Source organism: Pseudarthrobacter albicanus, assembly GCF_018224015.1.
Classification (GTDB): Bacteria; Actinomycetota; Actinomycetes; order Actinomycetales; family Micrococcaceae; genus Arthrobacter; species Arthrobacter albicanus.
This window is the reverse complement of sequence record NZ_JAGPOT010000009.1, coordinates 88,588-106,964: the sequence shown is the minus strand read 5'-3', so window position 1 is coordinate 106,964 and position 18,377 is coordinate 88,588. Positions and strand designations below refer to the sequence as shown.

14 protein-coding genes are annotated in these 18,377 nt (G+C 70.1%); 3 read left to right on the top strand and 11 right to left on the bottom strand.

Annotation, left to right across the window (positions count from 1 at the left end; all coding sequences use genetic code 11):
* Positions 1–2: 2 nt before the first annotated feature.
* Positions 3–1,502 (bottom strand): NAD-dependent succinate-semialdehyde dehydrogenase, encoded by a 1,500-nt coding sequence (locus J9611_RS03120; RefSeq protein ID WP_211877633.1) that lies wholly within the window; start codon positions 1,500–1,502, stop codon positions 3–5.
* Positions 1,503–1,716: 214 nt separating this feature from the next.
* On the bottom strand, positions 1,717–2,634 hold the full coding sequence (gene rsmI, locus J9611_RS03115) for a 16S rRNA (cytidine(1402)-2'-O)-methyltransferase (protein WP_211877632.1): 918 nt from the start codon (positions 2,632–2,634) through the stop codon (positions 1,717–1,719).
* A 46-nt stretch (positions 2,635–2,680) separates the two neighbouring features.
* Between rsmI and J9611_RS03110 the strand changes: the two genes are divergently transcribed.
* Entirely contained in the window at positions 2,681–4,408 is a 1,728-nt protein-coding gene (locus J9611_RS03110; protein ID WP_211877631.1) for a dolichyl-phosphate-mannose--protein mannosyltransferase, read from the top strand.
* Positions 4,409–4,644: 236 nt separating this feature from the next.
* Here J9611_RS03110 and J9611_RS03105 read toward each other — a convergent pair whose 3' ends face one another.
* The 5 genes from J9611_RS03105 to J9611_RS03085 all read right to left on the bottom strand — a co-directional run bounded on the left by J9611_RS03105 (position 4,645) and on the right by J9611_RS03085 (position 9,748).
* A complete protein-coding gene (locus tag J9611_RS03105) occupies positions 4,645–5,994 on the bottom strand; it encodes a TIGR01906 family membrane protein (protein ID WP_211877628.1) in 1,350 nt (449 codons plus the stop codon).
* A 157-nt stretch (positions 5,995–6,151) separates the two neighbouring features.
* Positions 6,152–7,381 (bottom strand): L,D-transpeptidase, encoded by a 1,230-nt coding sequence (locus tag J9611_RS03100; RefSeq protein WP_211877627.1) that lies wholly within the window; start codon positions 7,379–7,381, stop codon positions 6,152–6,154.
* Between the two features lie 177 nt (positions 7,382–7,558).
* Positions 7,559–9,037, bottom strand: coding sequence for an adenosylhomocysteinase (ahcY, locus tag J9611_RS03095; RefSeq protein WP_211877626.1), 1,479 nt, complete (start codon positions 9,035–9,037; stop codon positions 7,559–7,561).
* Positions 9,038–9,079: 42 nt separating this feature from the next.
* Complete coding sequence (locus tag J9611_RS03090; protein ID WP_211877625.1) at positions 9,080–9,274, bottom strand: Trm112 family protein; 195 nt, start codon at positions 9,272–9,274, stop codon at positions 9,080–9,082.
* A gap of 84 nt (positions 9,275–9,358) precedes the next feature.
* Positions 9,359–9,748, bottom strand: a complete 390-nt coding sequence (locus J9611_RS03085; protein WP_211877623.1) for a DUF3499 domain-containing protein — start codon at positions 9,746–9,748, stop codon at positions 9,359–9,361.
* 189 nt (positions 9,749–9,937) lie between these two features.
* Here J9611_RS03085 and J9611_RS03080 point away from each other — a divergent pair, with 189 nt between their 5' ends.
* Positions 9,938–10,465, top strand: coding sequence for a metallopeptidase family protein (locus J9611_RS03080; protein ID WP_211877622.1), 528 nt, complete (start codon positions 9,938–9,940; stop codon positions 10,463–10,465).
* A gap of 6 nt (positions 10,466–10,471) precedes the next feature.
* Here the strand turns inward: J9611_RS03080 and J9611_RS03075 are convergent, their stop codons facing one another.
* The 3 genes from J9611_RS03075 to J9611_RS03065 are packed head-to-tail and all read right to left on the bottom strand — an operon-like array spanning position 10,472 to position 16,120.
* The gene (locus tag J9611_RS03075) at positions 10,472–12,184 is read right to left on the bottom strand and encodes a DUF5719 family protein (protein WP_246527291.1); all 1,713 of its coding nucleotides are present in this window, start codon (positions 12,182–12,184) and stop codon (positions 10,472–10,474) included.
* Positions 12,177–15,587, bottom strand: coding sequence for a glycosyltransferase (locus J9611_RS03070; protein ID WP_307857004.1), 3,411 nt, complete (start codon positions 15,585–15,587; stop codon positions 12,177–12,179). The genes J9611_RS03075 and J9611_RS03070 overlap by 8 nt, the downstream gene beginning before the upstream one ends.
* Positions 15,587–16,120 carry a WhiB family transcriptional regulator gene (locus tag J9611_RS03065; RefSeq protein WP_211877619.1) on the bottom strand — a complete coding sequence of 178 codons (534 nt, stop codon included), beginning with the start codon at positions 16,118–16,120 and terminating at the stop codon, positions 15,587–15,589. Before J9611_RS03065 ends, J9611_RS03070 begins: the two co-directional genes overlap by 1 nt.
* Before the next feature lie 352 nt (positions 16,121–16,472).
* On the opposite strand from J9611_RS03065, the gene J9611_RS03060 reads away from it, so the two are divergent.
* Positions 16,473–17,198, top strand: a complete 726-nt coding sequence (locus J9611_RS03060; protein ID WP_211877618.1) for a TIGR03089 family protein — start codon at positions 16,473–16,475, stop codon at positions 17,196–17,198.
* A gap of 102 nt (positions 17,199–17,300) precedes the next feature.
* On the opposite strand, the gene J9611_RS03055 is transcribed toward J9611_RS03060, so the two are convergent.
* Positions 17,301–17,864 carry a GtrA family protein gene (locus tag J9611_RS03055; protein WP_211877617.1) on the bottom strand — a complete coding sequence of 188 codons (564 nt, stop codon included), beginning with the start codon at positions 17,862–17,864 and terminating at the stop codon, positions 17,301–17,303.
* Positions 17,865–18,377: the final 513 nt, after the last annotated feature.

The window sequence follows — 18,377 nt, the reverse complement described above, 5'->3', positions numbered from 1 at the left end:
GCCTAGCCCGCGTAGGGGTCGGCGATGCCGATGTACTGGGTGTACAGGTATTCCTCGATGCCTTCCAGGCCGCCTTCGCGTCCCAGGCCGGACTGCTTGACGCCGCCGAACGGTGCGGCCGCGTTGGAGATGACGCCGGCGTTCAGGCCGAGCATGCCGGTCTCGAGCCGCTCGCCCATCCGGATGCCGCGGTTGAGGTCCCTGGTGAAGACGTAGGCCACCAGGCCGTATTCGGTGTTGTTCGCCAGCCGCACGGCCTCGTCCTCGGAGGCGAAGGTGATGATGGGCGCGACGGGTCCGAAGATCTCCTCGGACAGGATCCGGGTTCCCTCCGTGACGCCGGTGAGGATGGTGGGCTGGTAGAAGTAGCCGGGGCCCTCGACGGCGGCGCCGCCGATCACCGCGACAGCACCGGCGGACACCGCGTCGGCCACGAGCGCGTGGACCTTGTCCCGGCTCTTGGCATCGATCAGCGGCCCGACTTTGGAGCCGGCCTCGGTGCCGCGGGCGGTGGTCATGTCCGCCATCTTCGCGGCGAATTTTTCGGCGAACTCGTCGGCGACGGATTCGTGGACGATGAAGCGGTTGGCCGCGGTGCAGGCCTCGCCCATGTTGCGCAGCTTGGCGATCATCGCCCCGGCGACGGCGGCGTCGACGTCGGCGTCCTCGAACACCACGAACGGGGCATTGCCGCCGAGCTCCATGGAGGTCCGCAGCACCGTTTCGGAGGCGTCGGAGAGCAGGCGGCGGCCGACTTCGGTGGACCCGGTGAAGGAGAGCTTGCGCAGCCGGGAGTCCTTGATCAGCGGGCCCGTGGTGGCACCGGCCGTGGACGTGGGGATCAGGTTCAGGACGCCGGCGGGCAGGCCGGCCTCCATCATGACGGCGGCGAACAGCTGCGAGGTCAGCGGGGTCAGGTTCGCGGACTTGAGCACCATGGTGCAGCCCGCGGCGACGGCCGGGGCGACCTTCCGGGTGGCCATCGCCAGCGGGAAGTTCCACGGCGTGATCAGCAGGCAGGGGCCCACCGGCTTCTTCGTCACCAGCAGCCGGGTCTTCCCGTCCGGGGAGACCGAGTAGCGGCCGAACGCCCGGACGGCTTCCTCGGAGAACCAGCGCAGGAACTCCGCGCCGTAGCTGACCTCACCGCGGGCCTCGGCCAGCGGCTTGCCCATCTCCAGGGTCATCAGCAGCGCGAAATCCTCCGCCCGTTCGGTCACCAGCTCAAACGCCCGGCGCAGGATCTCCCCGCGCTCCCGCGGCGGAACCTTGGCCCAGGAATCCTGCGCGGCCGCGGCGGCGTCCAGCGCCGCGGCGCCGTCCTCGGGTCCGGCGTCCGCGATGCTCAGCAGGACCTTGCCGGTGGAGGGATCCTCGACGTCGAACGTCTTCCCGGACGCGGCCGGACGCCACTGCCCGTTGATCAGCAGGCCGGTCGGAACAGAGGCCAGCAGGGCGCTCTCACGCTCCGCGGTAACAATGGGCTGGGCAGTTACAGTCACGATGACTCCCTCGTCAGCAGTTTCGTATGGATAGGGATCGGGGTTCAGCACCGGGCCAATGGAACCGGATCCCGGCGAAGCGGCCTCAGGGGCCCCGGCCGGGATTCTGCTGGATTACTGCCACCGTACCGCCGGATTCTCCGGGGTGTCTACGCCTTCCCGCACTACGCGCAACGGTTAACGCTGTGCAGCTGCACAAGCTCCATCCGTCCGGTCAGCGGGCGGCGAGGACAGCCGAGTAGAGCTCCCGCTTGCTGACCCTGGCATCCTCGGCGACCGCGGCAACGGCCTCCTTCAGCCGGATTCCCTGCGCGATGAGCCCGTTGACGGCCGCCACATGGTCTTCGGGCTTGCCGGGGTCCCGTTCCGGGGCACCGCCCACCACGACGGCGATTTCGCCGCGGACCTCATTGCCCTCCGCCCACTCGAGCAGTTCGAGCACGGTACCGCGGATGACCTCTTCATAGGTCTTGGTCAGTTCGCGGCAGACGGCGGCGCGGCGTTCGGCGCCGAATTGTTCCCGCAGCGCCCGCAGCATGGGCTCGAGCCGGTGGGGTGCCTCGAAGAACACCATGGTGCGCCGCTCGGCGTCCAGGTCCGCCAGCCGGGAGGCCCGTTCGCCCGCCTTGCGGGGCAGGAAGCCCTCGAAGCAGAAGCGGTCCGTCGGCAGGCCGGAGAGCGCAAGGGCCGTCAGCACGGCGGAAGGCCCGGGGGCGGCGGTGACGGTGAGCCCGGCGGCCACCGCCCCCTCGACGAGCCGGAAGCCGGGGTCCGAGACGGACGGCATTCCGGCGTCGGTGACCATGACGAGGGTCTTTCCCGAGCGGACGGCCTCCAGCAGCTCGCCCGTCTTGGCTTCCTCGTTGTGCTCGTGGTAGCTGATGATCCGGCCGGCCACGGTGATGCCGAGCGTCTGGACCAGCCGGTGCAGCCGCCGGGTGTCCTCCGCGGCGACGATGTCCGCCGTCGAGAGCAGCTCGACGAGCCGGGACGATGCGTCACCGACGTTGCCGATCGGGGTCGCCGCGAGCACAATCCTGCCGGGCCCGCCGGACGGAACGGTGGCCGGCGCCGGGACTGCGCCGGCGTCGTCGGAAAGAAAGTTCGGGGCGGTGCTCGGGTCATGGTCCACACGACCAGCCTACTGCCGGCCGGAGGGGACAGCCGTAAAAGGTAGCATGGGCAACGTGACGCAGACCCCCACGCGGACGCTCGAGGCCGGTTCCGCCGGATCGGCGCCGCCAGACTCCGGTACCGGCAAAACCCGCGCAGGACGCAACCTGGCGGGGCACCGCTGGATCGGCCGCCCCTCGGAGGCGTTTACGCCAGGGGCGCTGAACGAGCGCCTGATCGGCAGCATCCGGAGCTGGCGGGACTATCCGCCGTCGCTCCGGCTGTGGTTCTGGCTCATTCCCGCCATCACCGCCGCGCTCGGCGGCGTCCTCCGGTTCGTCCGGCTGGACACCCCCCGCAAGCTTGTCTTTGACGAGACGTATTACGTCAAGGACGCCTACTCGTTCCTGGTCAGCGGCTACGAGCGGAACTGGCCGGAGAAGGCCAACGACTCCTTTACCGCCGGCAATCCGGGGGTGCTGCTGGACACCCCCGAATACGTCGTGCACCCGCCGGTCGGAAAGTGGATGATCGCCGCGGGCATGTGGGTGTTCGGCCCGGACAACCCCTTCGGCTGGCGGTTCGGGGCCGCCCTGACCGGGACGCTGTCCATTTTCCTGCTGGCGCTGATCGCCCAGAAACTCTTCCGCTCGCTGACCCTCGGGGCCGTGGCCGGCGTGCTCCTGGCGGTGGACGGCCATCATCTGGTGATGTCCCGGACCTCCCTGCTGGACATCTTCCTGATGTTCTGGCTCCTGGCAGCCTTCGGGGCCCTGCTGATGGACCGCGACGACGGCCGGCGCCGGCTCGCGGAACGGCTCGGCCGCCAGGCGGCCGCCTCCGCCACGGGCCGCCCTTCCCCGCTCCAGCTGGCCGCCGGACCGTGGCTGGGCATCCGCTGGTGGCGCCTCGCGGCCGGCGTCTGCCTGGGCCTGGCGGTGGGCACGAAGTGGTCCGGGCTGTTCTTCCTCGCCGCGTTCGGTCTGCTGACCGTCTTCTGGGACCTGAGCGCGCGACGGATTGCCGGCGTGCACGGGTGGATCAGCGGCGGCATCCTCAAGGACGGCCTCGGGGCCTTCCTTGCCATCGTCCCCGTGGCCGCCCTCGTCTACGCCGCCACCTGGACCGGCTGGTTCCGTTCCAGGGACGCCTACTACCGGCACTGGGCCGAGGCCAATCCCTCGGCCGAATGGGGCTGGCTGCCCAACGCCGTCAGGTCCCTGGCCCACTACCACCTTGAAGCCTACAAGTTCCACCAGGGGCTCAGCTCGGAGCACCCCTACGAGGCGAGCGCCTGGAGCTGGCTGGTGCTGGGCCGGCCCACCTCCTTCTTCTACGAATCCCCCCGGCAGGGAACGCCGGGCTGCGACACGGCCAACTGCACCACGGCCATCCTCTCGGTGGGCAACCCGCTGATCTGGTGGAGCGCGGCCGTCGCCCTGGGCATCCTGCTTTTCTGGTGGGCGGGCCGCCGTGACTGGCGCGCCGGCGCGGTCCTCGCCGGGGTCGCGGCAGGCTACCTGCCCTGGTTCATGTACCCCGAGCGCACCACGTTCTTCTTCTACGCCGTGTCCTTCGAGCCGTTCCTGGTGCTGGCCCTGGCCTACTGCCTCGGGCTGATCCTGGGACGCCGGACGGACCCGCCCTGGCGCCGTCGTTCGGGGCTGTACCTGGTCACGCTGTTCGTCGTCTCGGCCGTGCTGCTCTCCGCGTTCTTCTACCCGGTCTGGACCGCCGAGATTATCAGCTACCAGGACTGGCGGCTCAGGATGTGGATGCCGTCCTGGATCTAGCGGGCATGGTCGCTGGTGCGCCGGGCTGCTCCCCGGGAGGACATGTCCAGTGCTCGCACCCGGGACCGGGCATAACCGTCCATCCGCCGGCCCCGGCGCGGGGCATGTCCTTGGTCCGGTGGGCATTTTCGTTGAGTTCGTCGGGGGTCAGGCTGCCGGTGCGTGCCCCTGTCCGCTCAGGCGTGGCAGGTGGCCGTTGAGGCCGGGCGGGCATCAAGACCACGGGGGCAGGCAGCTCAGAGTGCGCTGGAGTGTCCCCGTGCCGGGTCCGTGTGGCTGGAGGGATCTGCGGAAGCCACACTTGTTGAAGCCTCCGTGGCATCGTGGACCGAAGGCCCGTCCGCCACGACGCCGTCGTCGTCCGAGTCCTTGTCCGGGTCCGAGTCCTTGTCCGAGTTCTTGTCCGTGTCCCTGTCCTTGTCCTTCTTCGCACGGCTTTCCTTGCCGCGGCCGCCCCGGGGCAGGCCGCGGCGCTTGCGGGTCGGCCATGTGAGGATCAGGGTGACGAGGGATGCGAGCAGGACCAGGGCCCCGATCACGATCCCGGCATCCACCCAGAACTGTCCCGGGAACAGCCGGATCAGCGTGTCCTGCAGGGAGAAGGTCCAGGTGCCGTTGGCGAAGAAGACGCGGTGGAATTCGGTGAAGAACTGCTCCCAGCCCAGGGTGGCGAGCACTCCGAGGCCGATGATGATGACCAGCGTGACGATCGAACCGGCGAACAGGCCACGCCGCACTCCCCCGGCGCCCCGGCGCCGCAGGTAGATCACGGCAACCAGGCTCAGCAGGATCAGCAGGGCGCCGGCGCCGAAGGTTGACAGGATGACGAGCTTGACGTCCGCCATGTGGCTGACTTCGCCGTCCTTGAACAGCTTGTCCCCGCTGCGGCTGACGAGCTCGCCGAGGTAGCGCGGACCGGACCAGTTGCTGAGGTAGTCGACCGCGTAGGAGCCGTAGGTCATTCGGTCGTCCGTGCTGAAGCCGTAGCCGTCGCCCGGGAAGCCTGGACGGTTGTATTCAACCCAGAGGAACAGCGGGCTGGTCACGGCGCGGACGGCCAGCACCAGCAGGATGACCGGGTAGAAGACGGCGAGCAGGACCTGCATCACCCGGGGGGTGATGGGCTTGGCTCGTGCCGCCAGCTCGCGTTCGGCATTCCGGCGTTCCACGTCGGCCTGCGGAGGGCGGACCTGCAGGGCGGAGGTCGGCAGCGGCTCATGGAAAACGGCGTCGCGCCCCCTGTGTGAAAGCCCGACGGCGTCTTCCTCAGCCGTACGGTCAGCCCGGCGTCCCTGCTGGTACAAGGCGGAGGAAGCCGTCCTGGTCTCGGATTCCGCCGGCAAGTTCTCGTCCCGAGCCGCCTCGTCCGGCGCCGCCTGGTCCGGGGCGGCGGAAGCGGTCCCGGTCTCGGATTCCGCCGGCAGGTCCTTCTCCGGCGCCGCCTGGTCCGCGGCCTCGGCCGCCGCTTCGGCACTCTTGCCCGGTGAGGCGGGTTTCATCCAGTCAAAGGCGGGTTCATCGGAGTCATCGGCCGGCTCCAGGTGCGGATCCTGCCGGTACGGCGGGGTGGGACTTGCGTCAGTCACTGCTGTTTCGCTTCCGTAGGTTTCCGCGCTGCCTGGCGTGCCGGGCAGCGCTGCTTATCTGACCCTGAGCCTACCGCCAGCGCGCCGGACGGGACGAGGTGCCACCCCGGGGCCGCGGCAATTCGGCCGGCATCCGATCCAGCCGGCACGGGCCGGCTCAGTTCGCGTACTGGGCCCACGGGATGTTCCAGTCCCCGAAGCCGTCATCGAAGTTGGCGAAGTCCCCCTCGGTGTTGATGACCTGGACGACGTCGCCGCTGGTCATGTTGTTGAAGACCCAGGCGGCCCGGTCCGCCGTCATGCCGATGCAGCCGTGCGAGACGTTCGTGTTGCCGATGTAGGGCAGGGCCGAGTCCAGGGCCTGGTGGATGTACTCGCCGCTGGGAGTCAGGCGGGTGGCGTACTCGACGTCCAGTTCGCCGTAGTTGGCCGGGTCTCCGGGCTTCAGGCCGATGCTGGCGGCAACGAAGTGGTCGTACCGGTGCTTTTCCATCAGGACCAGGTATCCCCGGGCGGAGGGGAAGCGCTGATCCCCCATCGTGACGGGCCAGGAGCCGGCCGGCTGGTCGTTGATGCTGACGGAGAAGGTGTGCGCGGCGGCGTCGGCAACCGCCACCTTCTTGTCGCCGATGTGGACGGTCACTTTCTTATTGAAGTTTCCGATCTGCCCGTTGCCGAGGTCAACCCCGAACAGTTGCAGGTCCATGGTGATGGTGCTGTTCGCCGCCCAGAAGCTTTCCGGCCGGTATCTGACCATGTTGTTGCTGAACCAGTGGAAGTCACCGGCCTGGCCCGAGGTTGAGGTGATGCGGATGGCCTTCTCGACGGCGTCCCGGTTCAGCACCGGTTCGCTGAAGGTGATCTGCAGGGGCTGTGCGACGCCGACCTTCATGCCGTCCAGCGGGTAGATCGCGGCGTCCGCCTCGTTCGCCGCGGACACGGTGTTGAAGGTCCGGGTGCTAGCGGTTTTCCGTCCGGCACTGTCAACCACCGTGTAGGTGTAGCTGTAGCGCGTGTTGAACTTCAGCGCCCCGGAGGCCGTCCAGCCGGTGCCGCCGGCGTCCAGGGTCCCGTCCACGGCATCGCCGGCATCGCTCGTCAGGGCAACCCGCTCGATCCGGCCGTCGCGCACTTTCAGTGAAACCGGGGCCGCGGGATTGACCGGCTTGGCGTCGTCGGCCGGTGACACGGTGAGCTGCGCCGGCGCGACGACGGGGACGGCAAGGCCCGGCGTCGTCCGTTCCGGCGAAGAGGCTTCCGAAGCGATCGAGGCGCGAGTCAGTCCCGGGCCCGCCGCCGCGAAGGCGCCGCCGCCGGCGGCAAGGGCGCAGACCGCCGCTACGAAGGCGATCTTGCGGCCGGCGCCCCAGGGCTTCCGGGCCGTCACAGGTCCAGGGTCATTCCACGCGTCATCCTGCCAGCATAGGCGATTTACCGTGGAATCCCGGGCGCGTTCCGCCACGATCGGGTTACAAAGAAGGGGCCCCCGACCATGGTGGTCCGGAGCCCCTCTGGGGTGTTCCAGGGCGCTGCCGCGCGTCGTGAAGCGTGCGGCGCTTACCTCTTAGTAGCGGTAGTGCGACGGCTTGTACGGGCCGGCGACGTCCAGGTCCAGGTACCCGGCCTGGTCCTTGGACAGCTCGGTCAGTTCCACGCCGAGGGCGTCAAGGTGCAGGCGCGCGACCTTCTCGTCCAGGATCTTCGGCAGCACGTAGACCTGGTTCTGGTACTCGCGCTCGCCCTCGGGCTGGTCCCGCTTGGTGAACAGCTCGATCTGCGCGATGGTCTGGTTGGCGAAGGAGTTGCTCATCACGAAGGAGGGGTGGCCGGTGGCGTTGCCCAGGTTCAGCAGGCGGCCCTCGGACAGCACGATGATGGAGCGCTCTTCCGCGGTCCCGGCGTCGAGCACCCACTCGTGGACCTGGGGCTTGATCTCGACCTTCCTGATGCCGGGGATCCGGGCCAGGCCGGCCATGTCGATCTCGTTGTCGAAGTGCCCGATGTTGCCCACGATGGCCTTGTCCCGCATGCCGGCCATGTGCTCGGCCATGATGACGTCCTTGTTGCCCGTGGTGGTGATGAAGATGTGGCCCTTGCTGAGGACGGATTCCAGCTTCGCGACCTGGTAGCCGTCCATGGCTGCCTGCAGCGCGCAGATGGGGTCGATTTCGGTGACGATCACGCGGGAGCCCTGGCCGCGGAACGCCTCGGCGGCGCCCTTGCCGACGTCGCCGTAGCCGCAGACGACGGCGACCTTGCCGCCCATCAGGACGTCCGTGGCGCGGTTGATGCCGTCCGGCAGGGAGTGGCGGATGCCGTACTTGTTGTCGAACTTGCTCTTGGTGACCGAGTCGTTGACGTTGATCGCCGGGAACAGAAGCCTGCCCTGCTCCGCCAGCTGGTAGAGGCGGTGCACGCCCGTGGTGGTTTCCTCGGTGACGCCGAGCAGCCGGGAGCCGACGCGGGTCCACTTCTGCGGATCGGCCTGCAGGGACGCGCGCAGCACGTCCAGGAAGATGCGGCCTTCCTCGGACTCGTCCGCAGCGGCGGCCGGGACGGCGCCGAGGGCCTCGAATTCGACGCCCTTGTGCACCAGCATGGTCGCGTCGCCGCCGTCGTCCAGGATCATGTTCGGGCCGAGGTCCGGGTTGGCGTCGGCGCCCGGCCAGGACAGGATCTGCTGCGCCGTCCACCAGTATTCCTCGAGCGTCTCGCCCTTCCAGGCGAACACGGGCACACCCTGGGGGTCTTCGACCGTTCCCGTGCCGACGACGACGGCCGCCGCGGCCTCGTCCTGGGTGGAGAAGATGTTGCAGGAAGCCCAGCGGACCTCGGCGCCAAGCGCGGTGAGGGTTTCAATCAGCACCGCGGTCTGGACCGTCATGTGCAGGGACCCGGCGATGCGTGCGCCCTTCAGCGGCTGGCTGGCACCGAACTCCTCGCGCAGGGACATGAGTCCCGGCATCTCGTGCTCGGCGAGGCGGATCTGATGGCGGCCCGCCTCGGCCAGGGAGAGGTCCGCGATCTTGTAATCGAAAGTCATGTGACTCCTTTGTAGTAGCCGGCTGGTAGCTCGGTGGGGTGCCTAGTCGGAAGCGGGAAGGGGCGCGGCGTCGTGCCGCGGCAGCAGCAGGGGGATGCCGTCCTCGATCCGGTAGCGCAGCTTCTGCCCGGACTCATCGGCGGAGGTGGTGACGAGTTCATCGCCGTCCTGCACCAGCGGCGATCCGGTGACGGGGCATCGCAGGACAGACAACAGTTCGGGGCTGAGCTTGGGCATGGTGGACGCTCCCTGGTGGGCGCCGCGACAGGCGCCGGTGGCTTTACGGATTTTGCAGTTCCCAGCCTACCGCCAGTTCGCGGCTCAGGAAGGCTCGCGCAGGATGCGCAGATGCCCCCGGCGGGTGCCCTCGGCAACGGCCGGGGCTTCGAGCGCCGGGTGCAGGGTGCGCTGCCCCTTGGCCGGCTCCGCGGCTGCGGGACGGGCGGCCGCCTCACGGACGGCGTGGGCGAGGGCCAGCAGGTCGTCGGGACCGGGACCGGCCGGGGTTGCCGGCATCGCCAGGCGCATCACCTCCCAGCCGCGGGGGACGGTCAGGGAGTCGGCATGCTGCCCGCACAAGTCGTAGCAGTGCGGCTCGGCGTACGTTGCCAGGGGCCCCAGGACGGCGGTGGAGTCGGCGTAGACGTACGTCAAAGTGGCTACCGCTGAATTGCGGCAGGCTGACCTTGAACAGAGACGAATTGCACCCACGACATCAGAGACTACTCCCCCCACCCGCCGGAACGGCGCATTGAAACGCCGGTACGGGGATCCGGTACGGGGACACAGTCGCCGGCCGCCGCGGCCCGGACAGGCCGTGACCCTGCCGGCGGGCGTTCGACGGCGGGTCGCGGCCCGGACCGTATCGCGTAAATCATCCGCCGGGTTTAGAGTCGAGATATGCAGTCATCGCACCCAGATCCAGGTTTCACGGTCCGGTTGGCTGAACCCGATGCCGGACGCGCCGCCGCCGGTTCCGCCCCAGGGCAGGCCCTCAAGGGGAAGAGTTTCCGTCAACGCCGCAGGAACAGGCATGGCCGGGGACTCCGCGGCGAACTCATGCTGCCCACCCTGCCCGGCTACCGGACCCGCTCCGATCTCTTCGACGACCTGGTCCTGGACTCCGCCCAGCGGCTCCACGACATCTGGGGCAAGACCCTGGATGGCGTCCGCTTTGCCGTGGAGGAAATCCCCCCGGGCCTGGAGAGGCTTGTCGCGGACCGCACCCCCGCGCCGATGGGCGCGCACACGCCCGCCACGCCGGCGGAAGGCCCGGTCATCACCCTGTACCGCCGGGTCGTCGAACAGGCGTGCGGCAGCCGGGAGGAACTCCAGGACCTGGTGCACGACGTCGTCGTGGAGCACACGGCCGAGATGCTCGGCGTGCCGCCCGAAACACTGGATCCGGTCTACCGCCGCCGGTACTGATATGCCCTAATATCCGAGCGTGACCGGGACCTGTTCCTGGCCCGTGGCCCCGGGGGCGACGGCGATGGTTGAAATATCCTGCCCGCCGTCCTGCTCCAGCAGCACGGCGCCGTACGCGGCCTCGCCCGCGGCGGACACGAGGTAGCCCACGAGCGGTGACCCCTCCACCTCGGCGGGGACCTTGATCGATGCGGTGGTGCCGCCGGCGATGTCCGCGGCGGCGCCGGTCCGGATCTTCCCGTCCGCGGTGACCGGCGTATAGGAGATCCTGGCCCTGCCGTCCGGTGCCCCGAACACCAGGTACCGGTCCCCCGTCCGGGGCACCGGAATCACGTGCTGGCTGCCGAGCCTGGCGGCGGCGGCCGGGAACGCGACGTCGGACGCGTCCTCGGATTTGAGTCCCCTGGTGACGCGCGCGGCGGCGGTGAAGGAGACATCCGAACTGGCGGAGACGGTATACGGGCCGGCCGGCACGCCGGCCAGCGAGACTTCCGTGACGGCACCGGACTTTGCCGTGACCACCCCGCCGCCCGGAAGAGCCTTCTGCCCGTCGCGGCCGTACAGCTTGATTTGCACGACAGCGTCGGCCGGTCCGGGCACGGTGAGCTGCAGGGCCGGTCCGGCATCGGCGAAGCCGGGCTTGGCGGTCAGCGCCGCGAGGCCGGCGGGGTCCTGGATGTCGACGCCGGTGACCACCTGGCGGGTGGCCGGGGCCGTGCCCGGGGCGATGAAATCGATGCCTCCCGGCGTGAGCCCGCGGAGCACGCTTTGCTGGATGACGGCGGCCACCGGCCCGCCGGCGCTGCGCACCCGGACGCTGAGCCGTTCCTGCCCCGGAGCCAGCCCCGCCAGGATAACGGATCGGGTGCTGCCCGGCCCCACCAGGAGGCCACGGCTCCCGGGAGCCTGGATCGGGCCCTTGGCGCCGAAGAGATCCAGGCTGACCGTGGCCGGGGTGCCGGAGGCATTGCTGAGGTTGAGGACCGCAGTGCGGCCCAGGGCCGTGTTCGCTCCGGCCAGCCAGAGATCGTTGGCGGGCTGCTGGCAGGCCGCGGCCGCCGAGCCCCTGAGGTCTCCGTCGCCGGCGGTGTAGTTCAGCACGGCGCCGGCTGCCGCCTGCAGGTTCTCCTGCGCGTCGGCGCGCAGGACGCTCACGGCGTCGACCTCGCGCTGGGACACCACGCCCGCCAGCAGCACCGGCGGCCCCGCCGCGGGGGCGGGGGGCGCGGCGGGAACGGCGGCTGCGGCCGCCGGGGCGAGCTCCACCAGGGGGCTGCCCGTGAGCGGCGCCAGCCGGCTGCCGGGAAGGACCCCCGCACGGGAGCCGAGCACGATTGCGTTCACCGAGGTCTTTGCGCTGGCGGACTCCGGGCCGAACTGCGGATCGGTGCCCACGGGGGTGCCTTCGAGCAGTCGCGCCGGGCCCGGGCAGACGCCGGTGCTGCTGCCGGCGGGAACGGCCGCCAGGGGCGGCTCGAGCTGCCTGCTCGCAGGGTTCTGGGGTGACAGCGACGCCGCGTAGGCCAGTCCGCCGCCGGCGGCGACGAGGACCAGGGCGGAGAGGATTCCTGCCGCCGTCCCGCGCCGCCGCGATCCTGTCCGGCGTGGCGGTTCTGTCCGGCGTGGCGGTTCTGTCCGGCGTGGCGGGTCTGTCCGGCGTGGCGGTTCTGTCCGGCGTGGCGGTTCTGTCCGGCGTGGCGGGTTTTCATCCTCAAGCATGTTGGTGTTCCTTACGCAGGGAGCCTTCGTCCCTGGACAGGCCCGCGTTGGGCCGGCGGGCCGGCATGGGAATGGCGAGCAGGATGGTCAGGCCGATCACGACGGCCTGCGCCATCCCGGCCCAGAGGGCCCAGTGCGCCTCGTAGCGGATGCTGAGTTTGCCGCCCCCGGCGGGCAGCGTGAACGCCTGCGCCCATCCCGACGTCGTGGCGGTCAGGCGCCGGCCGTCAAGCCAGGCGCTCCAGCCCGGATCGGCGCGCTCGGCGAGGACCACCAGCCGGCCCTCGGGGCCGCCCGGCACGTCGGCCGCGGCCCCGATTGCCTCGGAGGGGAGCAGGCCGATGGCGGCCCCGGCGCCGTCGACGATCCGCACGCGGTGTGCGACGTCGGAGGCCTGGATCACCGGCTGGTTCAGCGGACTGATCCGCCAGAGCCAGCCGACGTCGGTCCGGCCGACGGCGACCAGCCCCGGGACGGCGTCCATACTGCTGGCCGTCAGCTGGGCAGAGGTATCCGAGGCCCGCAGGACCACGAAACCGACGCCGAGCCGCTCGAGGTCGGCCCGCGGGTCCACGCCCTGTCCCGCGACGATCATGGCCACGATGCTGCGGACGGATCCGGCGGCGGCATCATCGTCCCGGACCCGTTCCTGCCCCGGCTCGCCCATGATGTTGCGGGCCGCGGCGATCGTTGACAGGGCGTCCAGGGTGGTGCCGGCTCCCCGCATCACCGAGCCCTGGTAGCTGCCGTTCCCGCCGGCCGAGATCACGAGGGTCCTGGCCTGTTCCGGCCCGTCGCCGCGGTCGATGGCGGTGGCCGGGAGCGTGCGGGCCTTGGCCGGCTGGACGAGCCGGGGCGTGCCGAGGCCGCCGGTGCCCGCTGCGGAGGCCGCGGTGCCGGCGGACGATGCCGCGGCGGGCTGCAGCAGGTTCTGCGCGGCCCAGACGGTCAGGCCTGCCAGCGGGCCGGCAAACAGGAGGACCATGGCGGCGGCGGCGGTGGTGCGGATCAGGACCTTGCGGGCCAGGGCCGCCCCGGCGGCCCGTCCGGCCGAGTCGAGCAATCCTTCGGCCCCGATCAGGGCGGCTCCCAGCAACGCAAACGCCGCGGCGGACACAGCCGGTCCGGTGAACGGGGTGACCAGGACATCGGTCCCGGCACCGGTGGCGACGTGGCCGGCGAGCCAGCCTCCGGCCAGCATGAGGAGCGCCGCGCCCCACAGGCAGCGTGCCACCCGGGATGACCGTCCCGGTACCGGGCGGCCGGGCAGGAACATGGCGGCAAGTGCCAGCAGCAGCACCGGCACCCCGCAGAGCAGGGCCAGCAGCAGCGCCCACGGAACTGCCGTGACTGAACCGGCCGCCGAACCGGCAAAAACAGCCAGGCCGGTGAGGCCGCCGTCGGCCGCAAAGTTCAGTGGCTGGCCCAGCGCCTGCTGCCAGAGCGGTGCCGCGTCAAAGCCCAGCGGCATTCCCGGGTCCGCCAGCACGGCCCGGGGGCGGTCGATGACGGAGAAAACGAACGGCACGAACAGGGCAAGGCTCGGCAGCAGCGCCCACCAGACGGTGCGGCCGCGGCGGCCCAGCAGGACCCCGCACAGTGCCACCACGATCACTGCGGGCACCAGCAGCGAGGGGGCGGCGGCGGTGACCACGGCGAGCACGAGGCCCGCGGCGGCCGCAGCGGTCCACGAGGGCGTCCCGTTGATGCCGGGCCTGGCGGCAGGCGCCTGCGTGAGGCGCCGCTCCCCCGGGGCCGGAACGGCATAATGGCCGCGGCCCGCGGCCGTGCCGGTGGCCCGCAGGAGCGCCAGCACGAGCAGGGGCATCATCACGTGGGCCAGGAGGGCGCCGAGGCGGCCCTGGTTGAGCGCCATCTGCAGGGCCGGCGCGGCGGCCCAGACGAGGGCGGCGGCCAGCCGGAGCCGGCGCCGCTGCGTCAGGGCACCGGCGGCGAACCAGGCGCCAAGGGCGGACAGCGGCATGGCAAGGATCAGGAGCCAGATGAGCGCACCGTTGGCGTCGCCGGCGCCGAGCACGCCCAGGAGCCAGAGGACGTAGCCGAAGGGGTCGCCGCGGCCCGGAAGGCCGGCGCCGAGGGCGATCCACCAGCCGGAGGCATGGTTCCAGATGTCGGCGAGCCTGGCGGAGACGGGAATCAGGGCGCCGCCGGAGACGGCCTCGGCCCGGAACAGGCTGAGCAGCCCGGTGAGGGAGGCTGCCGCGGCGATGAGCACCGCGAGCAGCGCGCCGCTTCCTGCCCAGCCTCGCTCGGAGGTGGTCAGGGCGGCGAAGTCGTCGGCAGAGTCTCCACTGGGCTGTTCGGCCAGCGGGTCGTGCCCGGACGGCGCGCTTCGGTCATCGGCGCCCAGGGCCTCCATCAGGGAGCGCCGGTGGGACCAGACCTCACGGCGCGGCGTCTGCAGCCCCTGGATAACGGAACGCCGGATGCGGCGGGTGCGGGCCGCGTTGCGCCGTCCGCGGACCACGGCGGCGGGCCGGCCCAGAGCGGCGAAGGTCGCGAGCAGCTGGGAGAACCCATGGCCCGGATCCTTGACAGCGATGCTGAGGACGAGTTTGAACAGGCTCCCCAGGAGCGCGCCGGCAGCGTGCAGCGGGACCTTCCAGCCGGCCGCATGTTTGAGCCGCAGATGGACCTGGGCCTTGCGCGCCGCTGCCGCGTTGCCCAGGGCGTGGGGGCGCTGGGAAACATGGAACATTTTCGCGCTGGGGACCACTACCACGCGGTGCCCGGCCAGCCGGTTGCGCCAGCAGAAGTCGATGTCGTCGCCGCTTCCCGGAAGTGCCGGGTCGAAGCCCCGGAGATCCTCCCAGACATCGCGGCGGATCAGCATGCCGGCGGAGTTGACGGCGAAGGTGTCGCTGCGGCCGTCGTACTGCCCCTGGTCCAGTTCGTCGGCGTCGATCAGCGTCAGGCGCTCGGCCCAGCGGCTCGTGGACAGGCCGACGTCGATCAGCCGCCGCCCGGCGTGCCAGTCCAGCTGCTTGCAGCCGGCCACGGTGACGGACGGTGCCCGCTCCACGGCATGGAGAAGCTCGGCGAGGGCCTCGGGCGCCGGTGCAGCGTCGTCGTGCAGCAGCCAGATCCATTCCGGACCCGGCGCACCGGGCGCGCTGCTGTCCGCCGGCCAGGGCGACAGGGAACGCAGGCCGGCCTCGACGGCGCCGCCCATGCCGGACTTGGCGTCCTCGAAGACAGCGACGCTGGCGGTGCCGAATGCCTGCTGGAGGAGGGCGGCCGAGTGGTCCCGGGAACCCGTATCGACCCCGATGAAAGAATCCGCGGGCCGGGTCTGGCCCGCCAGCGCTGCAAGGGTCCTGGGGAGAAAGTCACCGCCGTCGTGGGAGACCACGACGGCGGTGACCCGTACTTCCTGAAGAATTAGATCGCTCGCTTCCTCAGCCGTCGGCGCTCGCGCTCGGAGAGGCCGCCCCAGATTCCGAAACGCTCGTCGTTGGACAAGGCATATTCGAGGCACTGTGAACGCACGTTGCAGGCTCCGCAGACCCTCTTGGCGTCGCGGGTCGAGCCGCCCTTTTCGGGGAAGAAGGCCTCCGGGTCGGTCTGGGCGCAGAGCGCGTCGGTCTGCCAGCCGAGCTCGCCGTCGTCGTCGAAATCCTGGTGGGAAGGCAAGCCGATCCAGACCGGCTGCGCGGTGCTGACGGCGTGGAGTTCCAGCGGCGGGTCGAGCGGGTCATTGTCCTCGTCCGGCCCGGACACCAGTTCGTCGTGCGCCGCAAGGAAGGCGGTGGCCGCCTCCTGCAGGGAATCCCTGGTGTGTTCGTTGTAGCGGTCTGCTGCGTCCGGATCGGCCGGATCCACATACCAGTCGGTCGGCACGCCGCGTGAACGGTATTTCGCCGTGGCCTGCCCAGCAACGACGGCCTCTTCATGGATACGCTCTGCTAGCCCCATTGGCGTTCCCTCTCTGATTTTGCAGCCTTTGACTGAGACCCGGACACTGAATTGTGGTCCGGTTGATGCGCCTTGGCCTTCGATAACTAATTACACGTGTGTAAGTATCCGGGAGTCAAGCCGCGGCGGGGATAATAATCACCGGCGACACAAAGCGGGGGCACGCCACGCCCGGGATTTTTTCGGCCCCGTGCCACAGACGGTGCCGAATCATCAGGATGCTGACCATTTTCGGCGTTTTTTCGGTGAATTTCCGGGGAATTTTAGCTCGCGGCACTCCACCGGGACCCCAGGCGCCGAGGCGGGTCTGTGGCACACATCATGCCGGGAGGGGCCGTGGCAAGATGAAGGGATGAGCATCCCGGCAATTGAACTGATGACGACCCTGCGTTCCGGCCAGTCCACCTCCCCCAGGCTCACCTGGTACGGACCGGACGCCGAACGCGTCGAGCTTTCGGGCCGGGTGCTGGACAACTGGGTGGCAAAGACGAGCAACCTGCTCCAGGACGAACTCGACGCCGAGCCGGGAACCCGCCTGCGGCTGGATCTGCCGGCCCATTGGAAGTCGGTGATCCTGGCTCTGGCCGCCTGGCAGCTCGGGATGGAGGTGGTCTTCGACGACGCCGCGGCGGAACTGCTGGCCACCGCAAACCCCGGCCCCGGCACGGCGGAGGGCGGCTTCGACGCCGTCCTCGCGGTCGCCCTGCCCGCGCTGGCCATGCGGTGGCAGGGCGAGCTGCCCTCCGGCGTCGTGGACTATGCCGCCGAGGTGCGCTCGCACGGCGACGTCTTCATGCCGCACGTGGACCCGGAGGCGGCCAGGCGCGCGGTGCTGACCGCCGCAGGTGCGGTGCACACGCACGGGGAACTCCTGGACGGCTTCGCGGCAGTCCACGACGGCGGCCCGCGGCTGCTGGTTCCGGCCGGCCGCGGCCTGGAAGACGTCCTGGCGCAGGCGCTTGGAGCCTGGAAGAGCGGCGGTTCGGTGGTGCTGGTGCATCCCGACGTCGAGGTGACCGAAAAACTGCTCGCCGACGAACGCGTCCACGGTCACGCAGTGCCGCCGTCACCCCGCTGAAAGCCGGAAGACCAGCCCCTTGGGCCGGCCTTCCGGGCGGGCCCGGCCTTCCGGGCGGGCCCGGCCTTCCGGGCGGGCCTGGCGGGGCCCTGTCCAGGCCGCCTAGGACTTCAGGTCGGGCACTTCCGGATCCGGGACGGACTGCTTCGGGACCGTAACGCCGGGCTGGGTATGCGGATGCCGGTCGATGAGCTCGTGGTCGTGGGAGAACTCCGGTTCGTCGTCGAGTTCCTTGTTGAAGACCAGGAAGCGGTAGGCGAAGAACCGCACCACCGTTGCCACAAGGATGCCAAAGACGCCCGCAAGGAACAGCACGTTCTTGTCCGCGATGTTAAGGCCGTACTGGGCCGCGGCGGTCAGCCCGGTCGAGATGCCGATACCGATCCCGTTGATGAGGATGAACATCAGGAACTCGCGGACCACGTTGTCCTGCCGGCGGTGGCGGAACGTCCAGAAGCGGTTCGCGATCCAGGAGAAGATGGTGGCGACGCTGGCCCCGACAAAGCGGGCCTTGGCGTTGCTGTCGATCATGGGTCCGTGCATCAGGTAAAAGGTGAGCCCGTTGTCAATGATGAACGCGATACCGCCGACGGCGCCGAACTTGGCCACTTCCCGCCAGAAAAGCGAGGCAAGTCCGCGCATGCGTTCAGTAAGTGTATTAATCATGACCCTCCGTGGCCTTGGAACTGTCGGCCGGTGGGCCAATTGACTATTTTAGCGCCGATTCCCGGGAGGCCGCCCACGGGGCCCCCGGGAGCCGCCCGGAGGCGCCCGCCCTCCCGCCCCGCCGAGATGACGCAAATGGCCGCCAAGCGGGGTGGCATACCGGCCATCTCCGGCAAATCGAGGCCGTCCGGGCACGGGGGACGGCCTGCCAAGGGTTCACAAGCCGCGTCGCAGGCCTCCAAAGACGCCGAGATGACGCAAATGGCCGCCAAGTGGGGTGGCATACCGGCCATCTCCGGTAAATCGAGGCCGTCCGGGGCGGTCCGGCAGCCGTCCGGGACGGTCCGGCAGCTGTCCGAGGCAAATCGAGGCCCTCCGGGGCGGTCCGGCAGCCGTCCGGGGCAGTCCGGGTGCCCTCCGGCGGCCGCCGGTTCCGGGGGCGGGCCGGGCAAAAGCCGGGAAACCGCGAGGTTTTCGGTAGGCTGGGACATGTGACTTTTCCTGTAATCGGTA

What these genes read in the sequence shown, in the direction of transcription:
- J9611_RS03110 (WP_211877631.1), top strand. Translation starts at nt 2,681, where the DNA reads ATGGGCAACGTGACGCAGACCCCCACGCGGACGCTCGAGGCCGGTTCC.
- ahcY (WP_211877626.1), bottom strand. Translation starts at nt 9,037, where the DNA reads ATGACTTTCGATTACAAGATCGCGGACCTCTCCCTGGCCGAGGCGGGC.
- J9611_RS03090 (WP_211877625.1), bottom strand. Translation starts at nt 9,274, where the DNA reads ATGCCCAAGCTCAGCCCCGAACTGTTGTCTGTCCTGCGATGCCCCGTC.
- J9611_RS03080 (WP_211877622.1), top strand. Translation starts at nt 9,938, where the DNA reads ATGCAGTCATCGCACCCAGATCCAGGTTTCACGGTCCGGTTGGCTGAA.
- J9611_RS03075 (WP_246527291.1), bottom strand. Translation starts at nt 12,184, where the DNA reads ATGCTTGAGGATGAAAACCCGCCACGCCGGACAGAACCGCCACGCCGG.
- J9611_RS03065 (WP_211877619.1), bottom strand. Translation starts at nt 16,120, where the DNA reads ATGGGGCTAGCAGAGCGTATCCATGAAGAGGCCGTCGTTGCTGGGCAG.
- J9611_RS03060 (WP_211877618.1), top strand. Translation starts at nt 16,473, where the DNA reads ATGAGCATCCCGGCAATTGAACTGATGACGACCCTGCGTTCCGGCCAG.
- J9611_RS03055 (WP_211877617.1), bottom strand. Translation starts at nt 17,864, where the DNA reads ATGATTAATACACTTACTGAACGCATGCGCGGACTTGCCTCGCTTTTC.